The organism is Aeromonas piscicola (assembly GCF_000820005.1).
GTDB classification, from domain to species: domain Bacteria; phylum Pseudomonadota; class Gammaproteobacteria; order Enterobacterales; family Aeromonadaceae; genus Aeromonas; species Aeromonas piscicola.
Genome location: NZ_CDBL01000057.1, coordinates 131,342 through 152,386 on the forward strand (window position 1 = coordinate 131,342; position 21,045 = coordinate 152,386).

A 21,045-nucleotide genomic window follows, 5' to 3' on the forward strand; every position below is an offset into this window, starting at 1 on the left:
GCTGCGAATAATATAGGAAATGCCTGAGATCAGGCAAGTGGCTTCGCAGAAAAAATAGGCAATCCCTGGTGAATTCTTCCCAAACGCTGGATCTGGTTCGTGTCGCTGTGCCGGTACCGTTACGCCGTCACTTCGACTATCTCTCTCCCTTGCCCCTGCCTGAGCCCGGCTGTCGGGTCGAGATCCCTTTCGGTCCCCAGACCCTGGTCGGGCTGGTGGTGGAGCATCCGACCGACAGCCAGGTGCCCCGCAACAAGCTCAAGCCCATCAAGCGAGTGCTTGATGGCTCCCCTGTGCTGGGGCCGGACATACTGGCGCTGATGGCCTGGAGCGCAAGCTACTACCAGCACCCGCTGGGCGAGGTGCTGCCTCACGCCCTGCCGGTGCTGGTGCGCAAAGGGGAGCCCGCCGCCTACCGGGAGCTGGAGTTCTGGTTTGCCACTGAGGCCGGCATGGCTATCGATCTCAACGAGCTCAAGCGGGCCGCCAAGCAGCAACAGGCCCTCGCCTTGCTGCGCAAGGGGCCGCAGACGCCGTCAGCACTCAAGCAGGAGGAGATCCAGAGCGCGGCACTCACGGCGCTGGAGAAGAAGGGGCTGCTGAAGAAGCGTTCGCTGGAACCCAGCCACGACGGCGACTGGGCGACGCATTTTGACGCGGGAGAGGGGCTGCGCCTCAACGGCGAGCAGGCGCTGGCGGTATCCGCCGTCACCAGTCAGAGCAACCAGTTCGGCGCCTTCCTGCTGGACGGCATCACAGGCTCCGGCAAGACAGAGGTATACCTGAGCATTCTCGAGCCCCTGCTCAAGGCGGGCAAGCAGGCGCTGGTGATGGTGCCCGAAATCGGTCTCACCCCCCAGACCATCAACCGCTTCCGTCGCCGCTTCAAGGTACCCGTGGTGGCGATGAACTCGGCCATGAACGATCGGGAGCGGCTCGATGCCTGGCTCGCCTGCCGCGATGGCGGCGCCGCCATCCTGATCGGCACCCGCTCCGCCGTGTTCACCCCGTTCAAGAACCTCGGCATCATCATCATCGACGAGGAGCACGACGGCTCCTTCAAGCAGCAGGACGGCTTTCGCTACCACGCCCGGGATCTCGCCGTGATGCGGGCCCATCGCGCCGGCATTCCCATCCTGCTCGGCTCGGCCACCCCCTCGCTGGAGACGCTGCACAATGCCAGAACCGGCAAGTATCACCACCTCAGCCTGACGCGGCGCGCCGGTAACGCCCAGACCGCTCGTCAGGTGATCCTGGACATCAAGAGCGTTCGGTTGCAGGCCGGGCTCTCTCCCCAGCTGGAGCAGCTGATGGCGGAGCACCTGGTGGCCGGCAACCAGGTGATGCTGTTTCTCAACCGGCGCGGCTATGCCCCCTCGCTTATCTGCCACCAGTGTGGCTGGAGCGCCGCCTGCGAGCGCTGTGACGCCTGGTACACCTGGCATCAGGCAGGGCGTCGCCTGCACTGCCATCATTGCGACAGCGTGCGCCCCCTGCCCCACAGCTGCCCCGAGTGCGGCAGCAAGGAACTGATCGGCTCGGGAGTCGGCACCGAGCAGCTGGAACAGCTGCTCACCACGGTTTTTCCCCAATACCCGGTAGTGCGCATCGACAGAGACAACACCCGCCGCAAGGGGGAGCTGGAGACCCATCTCGGCGACATCAAGGCGGGCAAGTACAAGATCCTGATCGGCACCCAGATGCTGGCCAAGGGCCACCATTTCCCGGATGTGACGCTAGTGGGCCTGCTGGATGTGGATGGCGCCCTGTTTTCCGCCGATTTTCGCGCCGCCGAGAAACTGGCCCAGCTCTACACCCAGGTGGCGGGGCGCGCCGGGCGCGCCAGCAAGCCTGGGCTGGTGGTGTTGCAGAGCCATCACCCGGAGCACGCCCTGCTGCAGGATCTGACCCAGAACGGTTACGGTCACTTCGCCGATACCGCGCTCAAGGAGCGCCACCTGCTGGGGCTGCCGCCGTTCAGCTATCAGGGACTGTTCCGGGCCGAGGCCAACGGCCGCGACGAGGTGCAGCTGTTTCTCACCCGCCTCGCCGAGACATTGCGCAGTGCCCGTTACCCCCACGTGCAGGTGCTGGGACCCATCAGCGGCTTCATGGAACGCAAGGCGGGCAAATTTCGCATGCAACTGCTGGTGCAGGGGCCAAACCGGGCACCGCTGGCACAACTGCTGGATTGGGCGGTCAAGGAGCTGGATGGCTGGCCCGAGACCAAGAAGGTGCGCTGGAGTCTGGATATAGACCCCACAGAGCTGAACTGAGTCAGTTGGTATATTACTCAGGCGCTGGCGGTGACTCGCCAGCAGTTGTGACTCACGATACCGCGATTCGCAAGCCTGGGCCCGGGATCAGACCCTCAGGTCTATCTGTTGCACCCAACCGCCCTTGCCCTGCTCGGTGAGATAGAGACCGGACTGGCGCAAGACCCCCTGATTGCCGCCTTCGCCCAAGTGATTGAAGGGGGTATCCAGAGGGTGCAGCAGTATGGCGCCTATCCCCAGCTCCACCAGTGCAACGGGGGCATTGTCCGGGCGCCAGAACTGCAGGGCCGAGAAGGATTTGTCGCCTTCATCCAGCACACCATTGCCATCCTCATCCAGTGCCGCCAGCTCGCCGAAGCCGTTGCCCGAGCGGGCTCCGAACAATTCGCCGCCATCGTCTATGGTGCCGTTGCCGTTGCGATCCAGCGCCACGAAACCGCTGCCCTCGCTCAGACCCGGCAGGCTGTCGTCCTTGCCATCCTGATCGATGTCGAAGTTGACCCGCGCCTCGGTCAGATCGGCGATCTTGCCATCCAGACTGAGCACCAGCGGATCCTTGAGGGCATTGAGGGTGGTACGGCGCTGGCTGATATCAAGCTGGCGCCAGTCGAGCACAAAGCCGAGATCGAGCTGCAGGGTCTGGCCATCCTTGGTCTCTACGCTGGCCGCCGCCACCACGTTGAGCTGCTCCCGCTGCAGCAGGGTATCGGTTACCTCCACCGCCTGATCCGGCTCGGGGGGAGTCTGGGTTGCCTCCCCTTGCGGAGTCGGCACCCCCTCCGTGGTCTGTTCGGCGGGTTTGATGGGCGTCGGCAGCTCTATCTCGTGGCCGAGCATGGCCTCTATCATCAGCTTGATGAGCCGCAGCCGATTATCCAGCCCCTCGTCGGGACCGGCCTCTTCCTCTTCCGGCTTGACCAGAGAGGGTACGCTCTCTGCACTGGCGCCGCCTGACTGGCTCGCACTCCCCTGCATGACGCTCGCGCTGACGGTGCGCATCAGCTCGGCCACCACCCGATCCGTCGTGGGCGTGGCCTCATTCCCCGCAGGCCTCCCGGGCACGGCAGGGGCGACGGGCCCGAGGTTGCGTACCTTGCGAGCCTGCAGCTGTTGATACTGGTGCTGTACCTCTCCCTGGAGATCGTAGTGATCGATGCGCATACGTTGATCCTCGGCGCCATACATCTGGTCAGTTATCGACCGAATGTCGCGTCAGGCTTAACACTGATTGGCTATATCAGAGCGTGGCAGCCTCACCATCGGTACATAACAAGGTCAAGGCCAGTGATCTGGCCTGCTCCAGCACCAACGGCTGCTGATAGCTGTGGGCCATCACCACTGCTCCCTCCAGCAGCAGGCAGAGCCCGGTGGCGTGCGAGAGGCTGCACCCGAGCTGCGCCCTGACCCAGTTCAGCAGCGCCTGCTTGTGTGCCACCACCAGCTTGCGAACCGGATGACGCGGGTCGGCAAACTCGGCGCTGGCATTGATGAAGTTGCAGCCATAGAAGTCGCTGCGGCCAAACCACTCCCCGAATCCGTCGAACAGGGCGTGCAACCGCTCCTTCCTGCCCTTCCGACCCGCGAGCCGCGCCTCCAGCAGGGCAAAAAACTCCCGCTCACGGGACCGCAGCACCTCTTCGATCAGCGCATCCTTGGTGGGAAAGTGACGGTAGAGGGTACGCTTGGTGCTCCCTGCCTCCGCCCAGATGCGATCTATGCCGGTTGCGTGAAAGCCATGACGATTGAACAGCCGATAGGCGGTTTCCATCAGCTGCTGCCGCTTTTCACTCACGTTATTTCCCCCTTGAAGTACACCGATCTGTCTACCTAATGTGCCTAATCACGTCAGACAAACCAAGAGGGAAACGTGATGACAAAATGGTATGGCCCGTTATGGGCAGGCGTAGGCGCAGCACTGGCGATCGGGGTGTTGGGCTGGCTGAACCTCAGCTGGCACACGGCTCTGATCATGGCGCCTTTCGGGGCAAGCTGCGTGCTGCTGTTTTCACTGCCGGCCAGCCCGCTGGCCCGCCCGTACAATGTGCTCGGGGGCCACCTGCTGACGACCACGGTTGGCTTGCTGGTGCAATCGCTCCCCTTGCCGCTGGAGTTGCAGCTGGCATTGGGAGTGGGGCTGGCCATTGCGCTGATGCAGGGCCTGAACCTCATACACCCGCCCGCCGGCGCCAACCCCCTGCTGGTGCTGATGACGGGACAGGCGTGGCCCTTCCTGTGGCAAACCGTGCTGCCCGGTGCCTTGCTGCTGATCCTGCTGAGCTACGGCTTTCAGCGGTTGCGGCTGTGGCAGCCCAAGGCCATATAAACAACAAGGGAGGCCAAGCCTCCCTTGTTGTGATTCACACCAGTACAGTTACTTGGCGGCCTGGGAGACGCCTTCCAGCCGCACTTCCACCCGGCGATCCGGGGCCAGACAGGCGATCAACGCAGGCTTGGAACCGCTGCTGCAGTTGTTGCCGGTCACGGGGGAGGACTTGCCACGCCCCTCGACCCGCACCTTGTCGGCAAACAGCCCCTTGGCGATCAGGTAGTCGGCCACGCTGCGGGCACGCTGCTCCGACAGGGACTGGTTGTAGGCATCGGAGCCTATGCGGTCGGTATGTCCGATCACGGTCGCCACGCCATCCTTGGGATTGGCGGCCACTATCTGGCTGAACAGGGTATCGAGCGCCTGACTGGCGGCCGGCTTCAGGGTGGCCTTGTTGAACTCGAACAGCACGTCCGAGTTCAGGCTGAACTGCTGGGTGACGACCACGGCGGCGGGAGCAGGCGCTGCGGCCGGCGCAGGTGCCGGGGCCACCACATCGCCCCCCTGCTGCCCGAAGCGATAGAGCATGCCGACGGAGAGCAGGCCGTTATCCATCTCTATGCCGGAGCGATCGAGGGAGGTGTCCCCCAGCGGCGTTGTGTACTGATATTCGATACGGGCAGCCCAGTCACGGTCTATCGCGTATTCGGCCCCCAGCGCCCCGACAAACGCGGCCCCATGCTTGTTGCCTGTCTCCTTGATGAAATCGGTCGCAGTCTGGGCCGACAGCTCGCTGTTGGTCCAGGCGTAGCCGCCGCCAATCCGGCCATAGAGATCCAGCGCATCATTGACCGGTAACCCTATCTTCATGGTGGCCTGTATCATCTGGCTTTTGGCTTCCCCCTCTACCCTGATCCCACTCAGATCACCGGACGAGGTGTACTTGCCGAACCAGTCATAGCCGAATTCGAAACCCAGGTTGGGGTTGAGCTGATAACCAGCGAACGCACCCAGCCCGAGAGCATCCTTGCTGGTGCCGGTATTTTGCAGCGCGCCCAGGGTATCCGAGACAACCTGCTTCTGGTCGACGTCGAAGTAGTTGGACCAACCGGCCTTGCCGCCGGCATACCAGGTGTTGTCCTGGGCGGCAGCCTGCACGGCCCCCGTCGCAAGCAGGCCGCTGACCAGCACGGCAAGTATCGATTTGTTCATGGTGAAAGCCTCTGCAATGAGTCGTTATGGGCGCGCTATGCGCTTATCTTCCCTGATGGGGCGAACCCGGCCCCGCTCATCAGGTTATCCCATCTCTCGCCGGCCTCAAATGACTTGGGACTCAAGAGTGTGAAGCTGGCGACATTCCAGACGGGAAAACGGCGCAGATGCAGGATCGCCGTGAGGGGGCGGGCAGCAACCGGCCCAGCCGGTTTCCCCGGCTCGTCAGCCGCCACGGCCACAAAAAAAGAGGGAGGCTTGCGGCCTCCCTGCTTGTGTTCTGCTGGTCATCAGCTGGCCAAAAACAGCCGGTAGGCGGGGTCGTCACTCACCTCTTTCCAGCCGTAGCCAATCTCGCGCAGGTAGTCGTGGAAGGCGGCCACATCCTCGTCCGGCAGCTCGAAGGCGCAGAGCACGCGGCCGTAGTCGGCGCCGTGGTTGCGGTAATGGAACAGGCTGATGTTCCAGCGACAGCCGAGGGTCTCCAGAAAGCGCATCAGGGCGCCCGGTTGCTCCGGAAACTTGAAGCTGTAGAGACGTTCACCGAGGGGCCGGGCCGGGCGGCCGCCAATCATGTAGCGCACGTGGTTCTTGGCCAGCTCGCTCTCTGTCATGTTGACCACTGGATAGCCGTTGCCACCGAGTTGCTCGATGATCTGGCCAAGCTCCTCGTCGCCACCGGTAAGACGCACCGAGACGAACAGGGAGGCCTGAGCCGCATCCGAGTAGCGGTAGTTGAACTCGGTCACCATGCGCGGGCCGAGCTGACGGCAGAAGTCAAGGAAGGCCCCCTTGCGCTCGGGGATGGTCACCGCCAGCATGCCCTCGCGCTTCTCGCCGATCTCGCAGCGCTCCGACACGTAGCGCAGGCTGTGGAAGTTGACGTTGGCGCCGGAGAGGATGGCTGCCATCCGCCCGCCCTTGACCTGTTCACGCTCGCTGTAGGCCTTAAGTCCCGCCAATGACAAAGCCCCCGACGGCTCGGCGATGGCGCGGCAATCATCGAAGATGTCTTTCAGTGCGGCACAGATCTGGTCGTTGGAGACAGTCACCACCTCGTCCAGATACTGGTTGCACAGGCGAAACGTCTCTGTGCCGATGCGCTTGACAGCCACACCATCGGCAAACAGCGAGACCCGATCCAGATTGACTGGCTCGCCGGCCTCCATGGCGGCCTTGAGACAGGCAGACCCCTCCGCTTCCACCCCGATCACCTTCACATCCGGCAGCAGCTGCTTGATGTAGACGGCCACACCGGCGGCCAGACCGCCGCCCCCCACAGGCACGAAGACGTGGGTGAGGTGGGTATCCTGCTCCAGCAGCTCCTTGCCGATAGTGCCCTGGCCCGCGATCACCTCGACGTCGTCAAACGGCGGTATCAGGGTGTAGCCCTCCAGTTCGGAGAGGCGGCGGCTCTCGGCATAGGCCTCATCGAAGCTGTTGCCAAACAGCATGACGTTGCCGCCCAGCCGGCGCACCGCATCTATCTTGATGTCCGGCGTGGTCTTGGGCATCACTATGATGGCCTTGATGCCGAGCTTGGCCGCCGACAGGGCGACCCCCTGGGCATGGTTGCCGGCAGAGGCGGCGATGACGCCGTGATCCTTCTGCTCCTGGGTCAGGGTGGCAATCTTGTGATAGGCACCGCGCAGCTTGAAGGAGTGAACCGGTTGCAGATCCTCCCGCTTCAGACTGACGTGATTGCCGAGCCGCTCGGAGAGTTTTTTCAACGTTTGCAACGGGGTGACTCGCGCCGCCTCATAGACGGGGGAGAGCAACACCTTGCGCAGATAATCAGCCGCAGAGACCATTGTTTACTCCTCCAGCTTGCTGCGGTCACGCACAGCGCCCTTGTCAGCGCTGGTGGCGAGCATGGCGTAGGCGCGCAGGGCAAAGGAGACCTGACGCTGACGGTCGAGCGGCTTCCAGCCACGGGCTTCCACGGCAACACGGCGGGCGGCCAGCACGCTGTCGGCCACCTCCAGCACCATGCTGCGGGCCGGGATGTTGATGTTGATGATGTCGCCATCCTCCACCAGACCGATAGTGCCGCCGGAGGCAGCCTCAGGCGAGACGTGACCGATGGAGAGACCCGAAGTACCGCCGGAGAAGCGGCCATCGGTGATCAGGGCGCACTGCTTGCCCAATCCCATGGACTTGAGATAGGTGGTGGGATAGAGCATCTCCTGCATGCCGGGGCCGCCCTTGGGCCCTTCGTAGCGGATCACTACCACTTCACCGGCCTTGACCGTGCCATCCAGGATGCCGGCAACCGCCGTGTCCTGGCTCTCGAATACCCGGGCCGGGCCACGGAAGCAGAGGTTCTCGTCATCCACGCCGGCCGTTTTTACGATGGCGCCATCAAGGGCCAGGTTGCCGGAAAGCACGGCGAGGCCGCCCTCCAGGCTGTAGGCATGCTCCAGCGAGCGGATGCAGCCCTCGGCTCTGTCCACATCCAGCTCGGGCCAGCGACAATCCTGGCTGAACGCCTTGGTGGTGCGGATCCCGGCCGGACCGGCGCGGTAGAAGTCCACCACCTCCTGGCTCGGCTGGCGGCTGACGTCATATTCGTTGAGCAGTTCGGCCAGGGAGCCGCCCAGTACGGTGCGGGTATCGCCGTGCACCAGACCCGCCTTCTCCAGCTGGCCCAGGATGGCGACCACGCCACCGGCACGGTGCACGTCTTCCATGTGGTACTTCTGGGTAGAGGGCGCCACCTTGCAGAGCTGGGGCACCTTGCGCGACATGCGGTCGATGTCAGCCATGGTGAAATCGACACCCGCCTCCTGCGCCGCCGCCAGCAGGTGCAGCACCGTATTGGTGGAACCGCCCATGGCGATATCCAGCGCCATGGCGTTCTCGAACGCCGCCTTGGTGGCGATGTTGCGCGGCAAGGCTGTCTCGTCATCCTGCTCATACCAGCGCTTGGCCAGGGTGACGATGCGCTGGCCCGCCAGCTTGAACAGCTGCTCGCGATCGGCGTGGGTCGCCAGCATGGAGCCGTTGCCCGGCTGGGAGAGGCCCAGCGCCTCGGTCAGGCAGTTCATGGAGTTGGCGGTAAACATGCCGGAGCAGGAGCCGCAGGTGGGGCAGGCGCTGCGCTCCACCTGTTCGCTCTGGGCATCGGAGACCTTGGGGTCGGCGCCCTGGATCATGGCATCCACCAGATCCAGTTTGATGATCTGATCGGAGAGCTTGGTCTTGCCCGCCTCCATGGGGCCGCCGGAAACGAAGATCACGGGTATGTTGATGCGCAGGGCCGCCATCAGCATCCCCGGGGTGATCTTGTCGCAGTTGGAGATGCAGACCATGGCGTCGGCGCAATGGGCGTTGACCATGTACTCCACCGAGTCGGCAATCAGCTCCCGAGACGGCAGCGAATAGAGCATGCCACCGTGGCCCATGGCGATGCCGTCATCCACGGCTATGGTATTGAACTCTTTGGCCACCCCGCCGGCGGCTTCGATCTCGCGGGCAACCAGCTGGCCCAGGTCCTTGAGGTGAACGTGGCCGGGCACGAACTGGGTGAAGGAGTTGACCACGGCGATGATGGGCTTGCCAAAATCCTGATCTGTCATGCCGGTGGCGCGCCAGAGGGCGCGGGCCCCGGCCATGTTACGTCCGTGGGTGGTGGTGGCGGATCTCAACTTCGGCATTGTCTCTACTCCCTGAATGCCCATGGGGCGCATGATTTCTTGAATGTGTGACTCGCGGATCGGGAATCGATCCTGGTCAGGGCACTAGGCTGATGCCCTGACCGGAAGCGACTCGGGGAGGCACATCGCCTCCCCTCTGCAATCAGTCGTTGACTGGCGTCAACCAGCCCCACTTGTCCTCGGTCTGGCCGTTGAACAGGCCAAAAAAGGCGTTTTGCAGTTGCTCTGTCACCGGGCCACGACAGCCGGCGCCTACCTTCATCCGATCCACCGAACGCACAGGTGTCACCTCGGCGGCTGTGCCTGTCATGAAGATCTCGTCCGCCACATAGAGCGCCTCGCGGGGCAACGCCTGCTCGCGCACCTCGTAGCCCAGATCGCGGGCCAACGTCATTATGGTGTCGCGGGTTATGCCGGGCAGGATGGCGGCGGTGGCAGGCGGGGTGAACAGCACGCCATTCTTCACCAGGAACAGGTTCTCCCCCGCCCCCTCGCTCAGGTAGCCATTCACGTCCAGCGCCAGCCCTTCGGCATAGCCGTTGCGCTTGGCTTCCCGGCTGATGAGTTGGGAGGAGAGGTAGTTGCCACCAGCTTTGGCACCAGTCGGAATCGTGTTGGGGGCCAGTCGATTCCAGGAGGTGACGCACACATCCACCCCGTTTTTCAGCCCCTCTTCCCCCAGATAGGCACCCCACGGCAGGGCAGCCACCATGAGATCGGCCTTGGCATCCAGCGGCGGATGCAGACCCAGCCCCACGTTGCCGACAAAGGCCAGCGGGCGCAGATAACCGCTCTTCAGGCCGTTCTCGCGCACCACGGTGCGGCAGGCTTCATTCACTTCGGCCTCGCTGTAAGGCACCTCCATCCAGTAGATCTTGGCGGAGTCGAACAGGCGGCGGGTGTGCTCCTGCAGCCGGAAGATGCAGGTGCCCTTGGGGGTGTCGTAGGCGCGCACGCCCTCGAACACAGAGGAGCCGTAGTGCAGGGCGTGGCTCATGACGTGCACCTGGGCATCTTGCCAGGGCACCAGGCTGCCGTTGAACCAGATGTACTTGGGCTGAGTGGGGGATTGGGAAGACTGTGACATTGCTGTTGCTCCTTAAGCTCTGATCCGGGGTTGCTGTTCCAGTGCATCGACCCGGGAGACGTCCACCAGCTTGACCAGCTGGCTCCACAAATGCTGGATGGGGCGCTCCGACTCGACAGTAACCGTGATCCGCAGCTGTTGGCAATCCTGCTCCGCTCTCGTTTCCATAGTGAGAGCGCAGAGAGCGAAGCCGCGGTGACGCACCACCCGCAGCACCCGTTCCATCACTTCGGGTCTGGGCTGGGCGTGGATATGCAGGATGTGTTGTACAAATGCTGGCTGTGCAAGGGTGTGCGGGTTCATGGGCGTTGCTCCATCATCTTGTGGTTGGCGACTCCCGGCGGAACCAGGGGCCAGACGTTTTCTTCCTCTGAAATAGCCACATGCAGCAAATAGGCGCCTTCGCTCTTAAGCAGGCGATCGAGGGCTCCGGCTATCTGCTCCTTGCATGTGATGGTCTCGCCCGGAATGCCGAAGGCGGCGGCCAGGGCGACAAAATCGGGGTTGTCGGAGAGGATGGTTTCGCTGTAGCGGCCATCGAAGAACAGCTCCTGCCACTGACGCACCATGCCGAGACGCTGGTTGTCGATCAGCACCATCTTCACCTTGAGCTGGGCCCGGCGTATGGTGCCCAGCTCCTGCACGTTCATCATGAAGGAGCCATCACCGCTCACCAGCACCACTTCGTCATCGGGGCGCGACATCTTGGCGCCGATGGCGGCGGGCAGGCCGAACCCCATGGTGCCGAGGCCTGCGCTGGAGAGGTGGTTGCGCGGACTGGTGAAACGCATGTGCTGTGCCACCCACATCTGGTGCTGACCGACGTCGCAGGCCACCACGCTGGTGTCTGGCAGACGGGCCGAAAGCTGCTTGAGCAGGGCCGGGGCATAGATGGGCTGGCCGGGATGGTCGTAGCGAAACGCATACTCGCGAGCCATGCGCGCGCAGTGCTCACGCCAGGGATCGATGGCCAGCGCCATGGCCAGGGCGGGCAACACCCGCTTGAGATCAGTGGTGATGCCCACTTCGGCGGCGCGGCGCTTGCCGAACTCGGCGGCATCCACGTCCAGATGGATCACCTTGGCTTCGGGGGCAAACTCCTCCAGCTTGCCGGTCACCCTGTCATCGAAACGGGCACCCACTACCACCAGCAGATCGCACTGCTGCACCGCATAGTTGGCCGATTTGGTACCGTGCATGCCGAGCATGCCCAGATAGACAGGGCTGTCTGGGTCGAGCGCACCAATCCCCTTGAGGGTAGTGACCGCAGGCATGCCAGTGACGGCGGCAAAGTCGCGCAGCTGCTGCTCGGCATTGGCCATGCCCACCCCGCCACCGACGTAGAGCACCGGGCGCTCAGCGGCGGCCAGCAGGGTGCAGGCAGCCGCCAACTCTGACGGGTTGAGCGCCTCCGGCTCCTCCACCGCAAACAGTGGACTCTGGGGCGGCACGGCAGCAAGTTGCACATCCTTGGGAAAATCGATCAGCACCGGCCCCGGGCGCCCTTCGGTGGCGATGGCAAAGGCTTCCGCCAGCACCCGCCCCAGATCGGCGGCATCCGTCACCATGAAGGAGTGCTTGGTGCAGGAGAGGGACATGCCGAGCACGTCGACCTCCTGAAATGCATCGGTGCCGATGGCAGAACAGGGCACCTGACCGCTGATGGCCACCAGCGGCACGGAATCGAGCAGCGCCTCCGCCAGCCCGGTCACCAGATTGGTGGCACCCGGACCCGAGGTAGCGATACAGACCCCCACCTGACCGGAGGCGCGGGCGTAACCCACCGCAGCCATGGCGGCCCCCTGCTCGTGGCGGCAGAGCTGATGGGCAAGACCCCCGTCATACAGGGCGTCGTAGACCGGCATGATGGCTCCGCCCGGGTAACCAAACACCTGGGTCACACCCTGTTTCTTGAGAGCCTGTACCAAAAACTGCGCGCCGTTCATGTGGAAAATCCTGTCCTTTGGTCGAAAAAAAACCCCCGAGCTGTGAGGCTCGGGGGTCGCTTGTTTCGTTCTGTCCGGTGGTGGGTCTATCCCTTGTTCCGTGCAGCTAAACGAGCCCCGAGCGGTGAGATAATAATCACCACTAGGACCACAATAATGCTGACGAAACGGGAGGCCATGTTCATAGTTACAACCGGAAATCCTGTGAAATTGGGGCGGTTTGCACCGCGAATGGCTATTAGAACTAGCACGGTGATTTTTATTGGGCAAGCCTTTTTTACCTGACAAGACTCTGATTTTGACTAAGCAGCAGCCTAACGGCTGGAACAAAAAACTAATAAAAAACGGTTAACCAGCACATACATCAAACCAAGGACGGGATTTATGTCATTAGCTGTGGTTTATAGCCGTGCCAGCCTGGGGATAGCAGCGCCGCAAGTCACGGTGGAAGTTCACCTCTCCAACGGTCTGCCCGCCTTCAACATGGTGGGATTGCCGGAAACGTCGGTGAAGGAATCCCGGGATCGGGTGCGCAGTGCCCTGCTAAACGGCAATTTCGAGTTCCCGAGCAAACACATCACAGTCAATCTGGCCCCCGCCGACCTGCCCAAGGAGGGAGGCCGTTTCGATCTGGCCATCGCCATCGGCATTCTCGCCGCCTCCAAGCAGATACCGGCAAAATACCTGCTCGATCACGAGTTTTTAGGGGAGTTGGCCCTGACCGGCGAGATCCGCCCCGTGCTCGGGGTGCTGCCCGCCGTGCTCGCCTGCCGCGATGCGGGACGCACCCTGCTGGTGCCGCGAGAGAACGGCCCCGAGGCCTCTCTCATCCAGGATGCCGAGGTGCGTACCGCCCACCAGCTGCTGGCCGTCACCGCCTGGCTGGCGGGTCAGTACGAGCTGCCGCTGCCGGATCCCCAGACCACGGATGCCCTGCCCGATGTGCCGGATCTGCAGGACGTGATCGGCCAGTCCCAGGCCAAGCGGGCGCTGGAGATCGCTGCCGCCGGCAGCCACAACCTGCTGTTCATAGGCCCGCCCGGTACCGGCAAGAGCATGCTGGCCAGCCGTTTGCCCGGCATCTTGCCACCCCTGAGTGAGCAGGAGGCGCAGCAGACCGCCGCCATCCACTCCATCGGCGGCCTGACCCCGCGCGCCGGTCACTGGCACCACAGACCCTATCGCACGCCCCATCACAGTGCCTCCGCCGTGGCCCTGGTGGGCGGTGGCAGCCATCCCAGACCTGGCGAAATATCCTTGGCCCACAATGGTGTGCTGTTTCTCGATGAGCTGCCGGAGTTCGAGCGCAAGGTACTCGACTCCCTGCGCGAACCGCTGGAGACGGGCCACATCACCATCAGCCGCGCCGCCCGTCAGGTGGATTTCCCCGCCCGCTTCCAGCTGGTGGGCGCCATGAATCCCAGCCCCTGCGGCCACTATGGCGATGGCCAGACCCGCTCCAGCCCGGATCAGATACTGCGCTACCTCGGCAAGCTCTCGGGCCCCTTCCTCGATCGCTTCGACCTGACGGTGGAGGTGCCGCTGCTGCCCAAGGGCAGCCTCACCGGCAAGGCGGAACGGGGGGAGTCGAGCCAGCAGATCCGCGTTCGGGTGCTGGCGGCGCGAGAGCGGATGCTGAGCCGCAATGGCAAGCTCAACAATCTGCTGGATAGTCGCGAGATAGAGGATATTTGCCGATTATCAGCGCAAGATGCCGAGTTTTTGGAGAACGCCATCCAGAAACTGGGGCTTAGCATCCGGGCCTGGCACCGCATACTGCGGGTATCGCGCACCATAGCGGATCTGGCGGGGCAACCGGCCATCGGCAAAGAGCATCTTATCGAGGCGCTCGGTTATCGCGCCATGGATCGGCTGCTGTCGCGGCTGCGCAGCGGCTGAAGGCCGAATGCCGAAAACATGAGCCCTGGGCTGCTGATGGCCCTGTGCATGGTCTAGCGGGCCATCGGCTGATATTATGGCCACAGATCTGACCACTTGGTTGCCACCCACAGACAACGAGACGGACCCGACTCATGCACAACAAGCTGATAGAGCGGCTGCGCGGCAGCCTCTCGACCCTGCTCTATTTCTTCAACACCCTCTTCTGGTTTGTCCCCATACTGCTGCTTGGTCTGATCAAGCTGCTGCTGCCGCTCAAGAGCTGGCGCACACTCTGCAATGCCCTGCTGGACGGCTGCGCCAGTTGCTGGATAGGTTTCAACAATCTGATCCAGAAAACCATCATCAGAACGCCTTTCGAGGTGGTCGGAGTGGACAAAGGGCGCCGGAATGAGTGGTATATGGTCATTGCCAACCATCAATCCTGGGTCGACATACTGGTGCTGCAGCGGATTTTTAACCAAAAAATCCCCTTCCTGAAGTTTTTCCTCAAGAAAGAGCTGATTTGGGTACCTTTTCTCGGGCTGGCCTGGTGGGCGCTGGACTTCCCCTTCATGCGGCGCTATTCGCGTAAATTTCTGGAAAAAAGGCCACATCTGAAGGGAAAAGACATAGAAACAACGCGCCAGGCCTGTGCCAAGTTTCGCCATATTCCGGTGAGCGTGATGAACTTCGTGGAGGGCACCCGCTTCACCGCCCACAAACACGACAAACAGGCCGCGCCCTATCGCCATCTGCTGCACCCGAGGGCTGGCGGCATAGCCTTCACCCTGGCGGCCATGGGCGATCAGCTGCACAAACTGGTGGATGTGACCATCGCCTATCCGGGCGGCATCCCCAGCTACTGGGACTTCATGTGCGGTCGGGTCAAGGCAATCAAGGTTCGGGTCCGCTTTCTGCCGATCGAACGCAATCTGGTGGGGGATTATTTCAATGACCCCGAGTTCCAACAAGAGTTTCAACAGTGGCTGAACGGGATCTGGCGCGAGAAGGACCAGACCCTGAACCAGCTGCTGGCGGACAAGACGCAGTAAGACACTCATGCCAACCCTGCTCCCGGGCCCCCTGGTGCTGCTCATCAGCACCAGCCTGACCATTTTGTTCACCGCCCTTTGCGCCAGCCTGATCCTGCTGGTGTCGCTGGCCAAGCTGCTGCTGCCCATTCCGGCCTTTGGCCGCGCCTGCAGCCGGCTCAACAACCGTTTCATGCGCCTCTGGCTGGCCTGCAACGCCCTGGTGATCCGCCTCATTCCCCGCATCGACTGGCAGGTTGAGGATGACACTCAACTGCGCAAGGATGGCTGGTATCTCATCGTCAGCAACCACATGAGCTGGACCGACATAGTGGTGCTGGGCCACCTGTTTCGGGATCGGCTGCCGGTGCCCAAGTTCTTCATGAAGCACGAGCTCATCTACATACCGCTGCTGGGGCTCGCCTGCTGGGGGCTGGAGATGCCCTTTATGCGCCGTTATTCGAGAGAATTTCTGTTAAGAAACCCGCATCTGCGCGGCAAGGACATAGAGACCACCCGCAACGCCTGCGAGAAGTTTCGCCACATCCCCACCACCGTCATCAACTTCGTGGAGGGGACCCGCTTCACCGAGCCCAAGCGGGATGCGGCCCGCTCCCGCTACCGTCATTTGATGCCGCCCAAGGCAGCCGGGCTCGCCTTCACCCTGGCGGCCATGGGGGAACAGTTCGACAGCCTGATCAACGTCACCATCAGCTATCCGGACAACGCAGAGGCCCCGTTCAGGGATTTCCTGATGGGGCGGATGAAGCGCATTCGGGTGCGCATCGAGGAGCTGCCGGTGGATGAGGCGCTGGTCGGTGACTACTTCAATGACAAGCAGTTCAAACGGGGTTTTCAGGGCTGGCTGAACCAGCGCTGGCAGGAGAAGGACGAGGTGCTGGACGGCTGGCAGCGGGATCAGGAACCGCTGCCGGTTGCCGCCAAAGAGGGATCCAGAGAGAGTGCAGAGGCCAGCTCGGCCAACTGATCTTCGGAAAAGACCGCAATACCGTGGCGGCGCAGCAGGGCCGTGGTCTTGCCCTCGCCCGCCACTGACACGCCTTCGAAGCGGCCATTGTAGATGCGGCCACTGCCACAGGAAGGACTCCCCTCCTTGAGCAGGGCAAAGCGAATACCCTGCGCCTGACAGAGTGCCAGCGCCAGCTCGGCGCCGCGATCAAACTCGGTCGTCACATCCAGCCCGCTTGCGGTCAGCACCCGCTCGCCCTGTCGTTCGGCAGGGGGACGCGGGGTCGGCAAACCGCCAGCCACTTCGGGGCAGAAGGCCAGCGCCCGCCCTTCGGCACCCAGTTCACTCAGCCAGTCGCTGACGATCCCCTTGCTCTGGCCATCGTAACGCACTGGCTGACCCAGCAGACAGGCACTCACCAGCACCCGGGGCGGCGCCTTGCTCATGCTTCCGCTCCATGCATCACCTGATCGAACATGACGCAGCAGGGACTCTCCATCCGGTAGAGAATGGCGGGACGCTGCTTGCCGGTGCGCTTGCGACCGGTGTCCACCAGAATGTCGGCGCGATGGATCCGCTTGCGAAACGCTGCCGTGTTCATCGGCGTTTGCAGGATGATTTCGAAGGCGCGCTGCACCTCGGAGAGGGTGAACTCGGGCCCCAGCAGTTGCAGCGGCAAGGTACTGTAACGGCTCTTGATCCGCAGCCGCTCCAGCCCTCGGGCGATAAGCTGGGTGTGATCGAAGGCGAGGCTGAGGCCGGGCAAAGCCGAGAGCGGATGCCAGCAGCCCTGAATAGCCTCGACATCCGGTTCGACCAGACAGAGATAGACCAGGGTCGTGGACCAGCCACGGGGATCCCGCTCCAGATTGCCGAGGGTGCAGACCTGCTCGCTGTAGCAGTGGCCCAGCCCCCACTCCCCCAGCAGACGGTGGCGAGCCGCGTCCAGGTCCCGATCCCGAGTCTCGTCGATGCGCAGCGCCGGCAGTTGCCAGCAGTGGGCAAAGGGGGGACGATCGCGGGTTTCAAGCAGCAGCTCGAGCCGCTCCTCGTTCAACCGCAGCACCACCATATCCAGACTCATTCTCAACATGCCGATCGCCCTGCTCGCCTTCGATTAATGTTTGGTAGATAATATCACACGAATAGTATGTGCAGGAGCCACTCAATGGGAACCGTCGCCAGCCTGGATATTGATGCGCAGAAGGGATTTACCCCCCTCTGCCCGAACGAACTGCCCGTCGTGGGCGGGGATGATATTGTGGCTGCGCTCAACGCTCAGGCCACCCTCGCCACGCTGCGGGTCGGCAGCAAGGACGCTCACCCCGCCAACGCCGCCTGGGCCGTCAGCGATCCCGCCGGCATGCTGTTGCCGCTGGACTTGCCCAATGCCGACCTCACCTGGCCGGTACACTGCGTGCCAGGCACCCAAGGCTTCGAACTGCTCGATGGTCTGCCCGCCCCCATAGATTACGACTTCTTCGTCTGGAAGGGGGTCGAGCCGGATCTGCATCCCTACGGCACCTGCTTCCACGATCTGGCCGAACGGCGCAGCACGGGGCTCATCGAGTTTCTGCATGCCCGTGGCGTCAGTACCGTGCTGGTCGGCGGCCTCGCCACCGACTACTGCGTCAAGACCAGTGTGCTGCAACTGCGCCACGCCGGTTTCCGGGTGATCGTCCATCTCGATGCCTGCCGTGGCATAGCTCCCGAGACGGTTGCCAGCGCCCACACCCAGATGATCGAGGCGGGTGCCGAACTGGCCCAGACCCTGATCGATGTACAACGCCTGCTGGACGCCTGATATGCCGCCGATCCTCACCCGCCAACCCGATACCGGCGCCTGCACCTTACCTATGCAGCAGGAGCGCGTCATCGCGCTCACCAGCCTGCGGGGAGCCTGATATGCCACCGATTCTCACCAGCCTGCTCGACACCGACGCCTACAAGCTGCATATGCAGCAGGCGGTATTCCATCGCTATCCGGATGCCGAAGTGGTGGCCGAGTTCCACAGCCGCAACGAAGAGGATCTGCTGCCCATGATGGGACAGATCGAGGAACAACTGCGCCTCGCCGGATCCCTGCGACTGACCAAACCCGAGCTCGATTTTCTGGCCGAGCGCCCCTTCTTCACCCCTGACTACCTCGATCACCTGCGCCGCAAACCGCTTGATGCCTCCCTGCTCAAGGTGTTCGAGCAGGATGGCCGCATCAATGTGCGGGTCGAAGGGTCCTGGCAGGATGTGATCCTGTGGGAAATCCCTGTGCTCGCCATCATCAGCGAGATGCGCAACCGCTTCCGCTACCCCCAGTTCGGTGTCAGCCATGCTCTGGAGCGGCTCGATCAGAAGATCGACAAGCTGGAGCAGGAGCTGAGCAGCGACGAGATGAGCGAGTTCAACCTCATCGACTTCGGCACCCGTCGCCGCTTCTCTCACGCGGTGCAGGATGCGGTGGTGGGCCGCCTCAAGGAGCGCCTGCCGGCGTTTCGCGGCACCAGCAACTACCTGTTGGCCCAGAAGTACAAGTTGCCCGCTGTGGGCACCCAGGCTCACGAGTGGTTCCAGGCCCACCAGCAGCTCGGCTTCCCGCTGGAACACAGCCAGCGCGCCGCCCTCACCAGCTGGCTGGACGAGTTCACCGACCATCTGGGCATAGCCCTGACCGACTGCATCACCATGGATGCCTTCCTGCGTGACTTCGACTTCGAGCTGGCCAGCAGCTATCAGGGTCTGCGCCACGACTCCGGCGATCCCGTAGTATGGGGCGAGAAGGCCATCAGCCACTACCAGCAGCTCGGCATCAACCCCACCGACAAGACACTGGTCTTCTCTGACGGGCTCAACCTCGACAAGGCGGTGCAGCTGTTCCGTCACTTCCGGGGCCGCATCAACACCAGTTTCGGCATAGGCACCAAGCTCACCTGCGATCTGCCCGGCGTCAGCCCGATGAACATCGTCTTCAAGCTGATGGAGTGCAACGGCGGCCCGGTCGCCAAGATCTCCGACAGCCCTGGCAAGACCCTGTGCCGGGATGCGGACTTCATCCGCGACCTCAAGCAGGCTTTCCACGTCGGGGTGTAACAGGGGCCCATCTTGCGCAGAGCGCCAGTAGTCCCCTACCATGACCCTCCTGAAAGGTCCGACTCGTGTCGGGCCTTTCTCTTGCCCGAACGAAAGACCACAAGGAACTGCCCATGACCCCTAAATGGATATTTGCCCTCACCACCCTGCTGGCCAGCCTGGGCGCCACTGCCGCCGAACCGCTGCGGGTCTCCGCCATCCCGGACGAAGCCCCCACCGAGCTGCAGCGCAAGTTTGCCCCGCTGGGAGAATATCTGGCCGAGAAGACCGGCCGCGAGGTGGTGTTCGTGCCGGTCAACGATTACGCCGCCGTGGTCGAGGCGCTGGCCGCCGGCAAGCTCGACATGGCCTGGCTCGGGGGCTTCACCTACGTGCAGGCCCATCGTCGGGCCGACAAGGTGGTGCCGCTGGTCCAGCGCCACGAAGATGCCCAGTTCACCTCCAAGTTCATCGCCAACGCCGACAGCGGCATCAAGACCCTGGCCGACACCAGGGGCAAGGACTTCGCCTTCGGCTCCCCCTCCTCCACCTCGGGTCACCTGATGCCGCGCCACTTCCTGGCCGAGCAGGGCATCAATCCGGAGCGTGACTTTGCCCATGTCGCCTTCTCCGGCGCCCACGACGCCACCGTCGCCTGGGTCGCCTCCGGCAAGGTGCCGGCCGGTGTGCTCAACGCCTCCGTGTGGGACAAGCTGGTGGAAGAGGGCAAGGTCGATACCGCCAAGGTGAAGGTGATCTGGACCACGCCGACCTACTTTGATTACAACTGGACGGTGCGTGGCGACCTGGATCCGGCGCTGCAGGAGAAGATCAAGCAGGCCTTCCTCAGCCTGGACCCTGCCGTCCCGGCCCAGGCCGAGATCCTCAAGCTGCAACGGGCCAGCCGTTTCATCGAGACCAAGCCCGAGAACTACCAGGGCATAGAAGCGGCCGCAACCCAGGCCGGTCTGCTGAAGTGATCGCCGTTGCGCTGGACGGATCAGGGCTGCGGCTCGGCGAGAGTCGCATCCTGCATCCGCTTCGCTTGCAGATCGAGGCAGGGGAGTGTGTCGCCATCATAGGGCCGAGCGGCGCGGGCAAGACCAGCCTGCTGCGGCTGATCGGCACAGAGCTGCGCGGTGAGCTGGCACTCTCCCTGTGGGGGGAAGATCCCTGGGCCCTATCCACCCGGGCCCGCCAGCGGCTGCGCAGCCGGATCGGCATGGTCTGGCAGCAGCCCCCGCTGCCCGCCTCCCAGCCGGTGGTGACTGCCGTGCTGGCTGGCAGACTCGGCCAGTGGTCCCTCGTTCGCGCCCTGCTCTCGCTGCTGCGACCCTGCGACCCGGAGGGTGCGCGGGCCGAACTGGCCCGCCTCGGCCTCGGCGACAAGTGGCAGCAGCGCTGTGGCGAGCTCTCCGGTGGCCAACTGCAGCGGGTCGGCATAGCTCGGGTGCTCTATCAGCAGCCGGATCTGATGCTGGCCGATGAACCCGTCTCCGCCCTCGATCCCGTGCTCGCCCAAAGCAGCCTGGATGCCCTGCTGGCGCAAGCCCGAGCTCACGGCAGCACCCTGATCGCCAGCCTGCACGCGGTCGAACTGGCGCTCGAGCGCTTCCCGCGCATCATAGGCCTGCGCGAGGGGCGGGTGCAGTTCGAC

19 protein-coding genes are annotated in these 21,045 nt (G+C 63.3%); 9 read left to right on the forward strand and 10 right to left on the reverse strand.

Annotation, left to right across the window (positions count from 1 at the left end):
- Nucleotides 1-68 precede the first annotated feature (68 nt).
- Complete coding sequence (gene priA / locus BN1128_RS15535; protein ID WP_082030432.1) at nucleotides 69-2,276, forward strand: primosomal protein N'; 2,208 nt, start codon at nucleotides 69-71, stop codon at nucleotides 2,274-2,276.
- Nucleotides 2,277-2,363: 87 nt separating this feature from the next.
- Here the strand turns inward: priA and BN1128_RS15540 are convergent, their stop codons facing one another.
- Both BN1128_RS15540 and BN1128_RS15545 read right to left on the reverse strand, forming a co-directional pair.
- Nucleotides 2,364-3,461 carry an EF-hand domain-containing protein gene (locus tag BN1128_RS15540; RefSeq protein WP_042870356.1) on the reverse strand — a complete coding sequence of 366 codons (1,098 nt, stop codon included), beginning with the start codon at nucleotides 3,459-3,461 and terminating at the stop codon, nucleotides 2,364-2,366.
- A gap of 52 nt (nucleotides 3,462-3,513) precedes the next feature.
- Nucleotides 3,514-4,068: a TetR/AcrR family transcriptional regulator gene (locus BN1128_RS15545; protein WP_042870358.1), complete on the reverse strand. Its 555-nt coding sequence runs from the start codon at nucleotides 4,066-4,068 to the stop codon at nucleotides 3,514-3,516.
- Nucleotides 4,069-4,146: 78 nt separating this feature from the next.
- Between BN1128_RS15545 and BN1128_RS15550 the strand changes: the two genes are divergently transcribed.
- Nucleotides 4,147-4,599 (forward strand): HPP family protein, encoded by a 453-nt coding sequence (locus tag BN1128_RS15550; RefSeq protein WP_042870360.1) that lies wholly within the window; start codon nucleotides 4,147-4,149, stop codon nucleotides 4,597-4,599.
- A 48-nt stretch (nucleotides 4,600-4,647) separates the two neighbouring features.
- Here BN1128_RS15550 and ompA read toward each other — a convergent pair whose 3' ends face one another.
- From ompA to ilvG, 6 genes are all read right to left on the reverse strand, one after another.
- Nucleotides 4,648-5,754, reverse strand: a complete 1,107-nt coding sequence (ompA, locus tag BN1128_RS15555) for a porin OmpA (RefSeq protein ID WP_042870362.1) — start codon at nucleotides 5,752-5,754, stop codon at nucleotides 4,648-4,650.
- Between the two features lie 290 nt (nucleotides 5,755-6,044).
- The gene (gene ilvA / locus BN1128_RS15565; protein ID WP_042870366.1) at nucleotides 6,045-7,565 is read right to left on the reverse strand and encodes a threonine ammonia-lyase, biosynthetic; all 1,521 of its coding nucleotides are present in this window, start codon (nucleotides 7,563-7,565) and stop codon (nucleotides 6,045-6,047) included.
- 3 nt (nucleotides 7,566-7,568) lie between these two features.
- Complete coding sequence (gene ilvD / locus BN1128_RS15570) at nucleotides 7,569-9,410, reverse strand: dihydroxy-acid dehydratase (protein ID WP_042870368.1); 1,842 nt, start codon at nucleotides 9,408-9,410, stop codon at nucleotides 7,569-7,571.
- A 142-nt stretch (nucleotides 9,411-9,552) separates the two neighbouring features.
- Nucleotides 9,553-10,497: a branched-chain amino acid transaminase gene (locus tag BN1128_RS15575; protein ID WP_042870370.1), complete on the reverse strand. Its 945-nt coding sequence runs from the start codon at nucleotides 10,495-10,497 to the stop codon at nucleotides 9,553-9,555.
- A 12-nt stretch (nucleotides 10,498-10,509) separates the two neighbouring features.
- The gene (gene ilvM, locus BN1128_RS15580; RefSeq protein ID WP_042870372.1) at nucleotides 10,510-10,800 is read right to left on the reverse strand and encodes an acetolactate synthase 2 small subunit; all 291 of its coding nucleotides are present in this window, start codon (nucleotides 10,798-10,800) and stop codon (nucleotides 10,510-10,512) included.
- The gene (ilvG, locus tag BN1128_RS15585) at nucleotides 10,797-12,443 is read right to left on the reverse strand and encodes an acetolactate synthase 2 catalytic subunit (protein WP_042870374.1); all 1,647 of its coding nucleotides are present in this window, start codon (nucleotides 12,441-12,443) and stop codon (nucleotides 10,797-10,799) included. The genes ilvM and ilvG overlap by 4 nt, the downstream gene beginning before the upstream one ends.
- A 384-nt stretch (nucleotides 12,444-12,827) precedes the next feature.
- Here ilvG and BN1128_RS15590 point away from each other — a divergent pair, with 384 nt between their 5' ends.
- The 3 genes from BN1128_RS15590 to BN1128_RS15600 all read left to right on the forward strand — a co-directional run bounded on the left by BN1128_RS15590 (nucleotide 12,828) and on the right by BN1128_RS15600 (nucleotide 16,343).
- Nucleotides 12,828-14,342 carry a YifB family Mg chelatase-like AAA ATPase gene (locus tag BN1128_RS15590; protein WP_042870376.1) on the forward strand — a complete coding sequence of 505 codons (1,515 nt, stop codon included), beginning with the start codon at nucleotides 12,828-12,830 and terminating at the stop codon, nucleotides 14,340-14,342.
- A gap of 134 nt (nucleotides 14,343-14,476) precedes the next feature.
- Nucleotides 14,477-15,376 carry an acyltransferase gene (locus BN1128_RS15595; RefSeq protein ID WP_042870377.1) on the forward strand — a complete coding sequence of 300 codons (900 nt, stop codon included), beginning with the start codon at nucleotides 14,477-14,479 and terminating at the stop codon, nucleotides 15,374-15,376.
- A gap of 7 nt (nucleotides 15,377-15,383) precedes the next feature.
- Nucleotides 15,384-16,343 carry an acyltransferase gene (locus tag BN1128_RS15600; protein ID WP_042870379.1) on the forward strand — a complete coding sequence of 320 codons (960 nt, stop codon included), beginning with the start codon at nucleotides 15,384-15,386 and terminating at the stop codon, nucleotides 16,341-16,343.
- Here BN1128_RS15600 and BN1128_RS15605 read toward each other — a convergent pair.
- Both BN1128_RS15605 and BN1128_RS15610 read right to left on the reverse strand, forming a co-directional pair.
- Nucleotides 16,274-16,771: a 2-thiouracil desulfurase family protein gene (locus BN1128_RS15605; protein WP_042870381.1), complete on the reverse strand. Its 498-nt coding sequence runs from the start codon at nucleotides 16,769-16,771 to the stop codon at nucleotides 16,274-16,276. The two genes, BN1128_RS15600 and BN1128_RS15605, sit on opposite strands and share 70 nt — an antisense overlap.
- Complete coding sequence (locus BN1128_RS15610) at nucleotides 16,768-17,418, reverse strand: NUDIX hydrolase (RefSeq protein ID WP_042870383.1); 651 nt, start codon at nucleotides 17,416-17,418, stop codon at nucleotides 16,768-16,770. Before BN1128_RS15610 ends, BN1128_RS15605 begins: the two co-directional genes overlap by 4 nt.
- A 75-nt stretch (nucleotides 17,419-17,493) precedes the next feature.
- On the opposite strand from BN1128_RS15610, the gene BN1128_RS15615 reads away from it, so the two are divergent.
- The 4 genes from BN1128_RS15615 to BN1128_RS15630 all read left to right on the forward strand — a co-directional run.
- Complete coding sequence (locus BN1128_RS15615; RefSeq protein ID WP_042870386.1) at nucleotides 17,494-18,129, forward strand: nicotinamidase; 636 nt, start codon at nucleotides 17,494-17,496, stop codon at nucleotides 18,127-18,129.
- Between the two features lie 101 nt (nucleotides 18,130-18,230).
- Nucleotides 18,231-19,409, forward strand: a complete 1,179-nt coding sequence (gene pncB, locus BN1128_RS15620) for a nicotinate phosphoribosyltransferase (RefSeq protein ID WP_042870387.1) — start codon at nucleotides 18,231-18,233, stop codon at nucleotides 19,407-19,409.
- A gap of 113 nt (nucleotides 19,410-19,522) precedes the next feature.
- On the forward strand, nucleotides 19,523-20,368 hold the full coding sequence (locus BN1128_RS15625; protein WP_042870390.1) for a putative selenate ABC transporter substrate-binding protein: 846 nt from the start codon (nucleotides 19,523-19,525) through the stop codon (nucleotides 20,366-20,368).
- Nucleotides 20,365-21,045 (forward strand): phosphonate ABC transporter ATP-binding protein (locus BN1128_RS15630; RefSeq protein ID WP_042870391.1); only part of this gene is annotated, 681 nt, incomplete at its 3' end. The genes BN1128_RS15625 and BN1128_RS15630, both read left to right, overlap by 4 nt.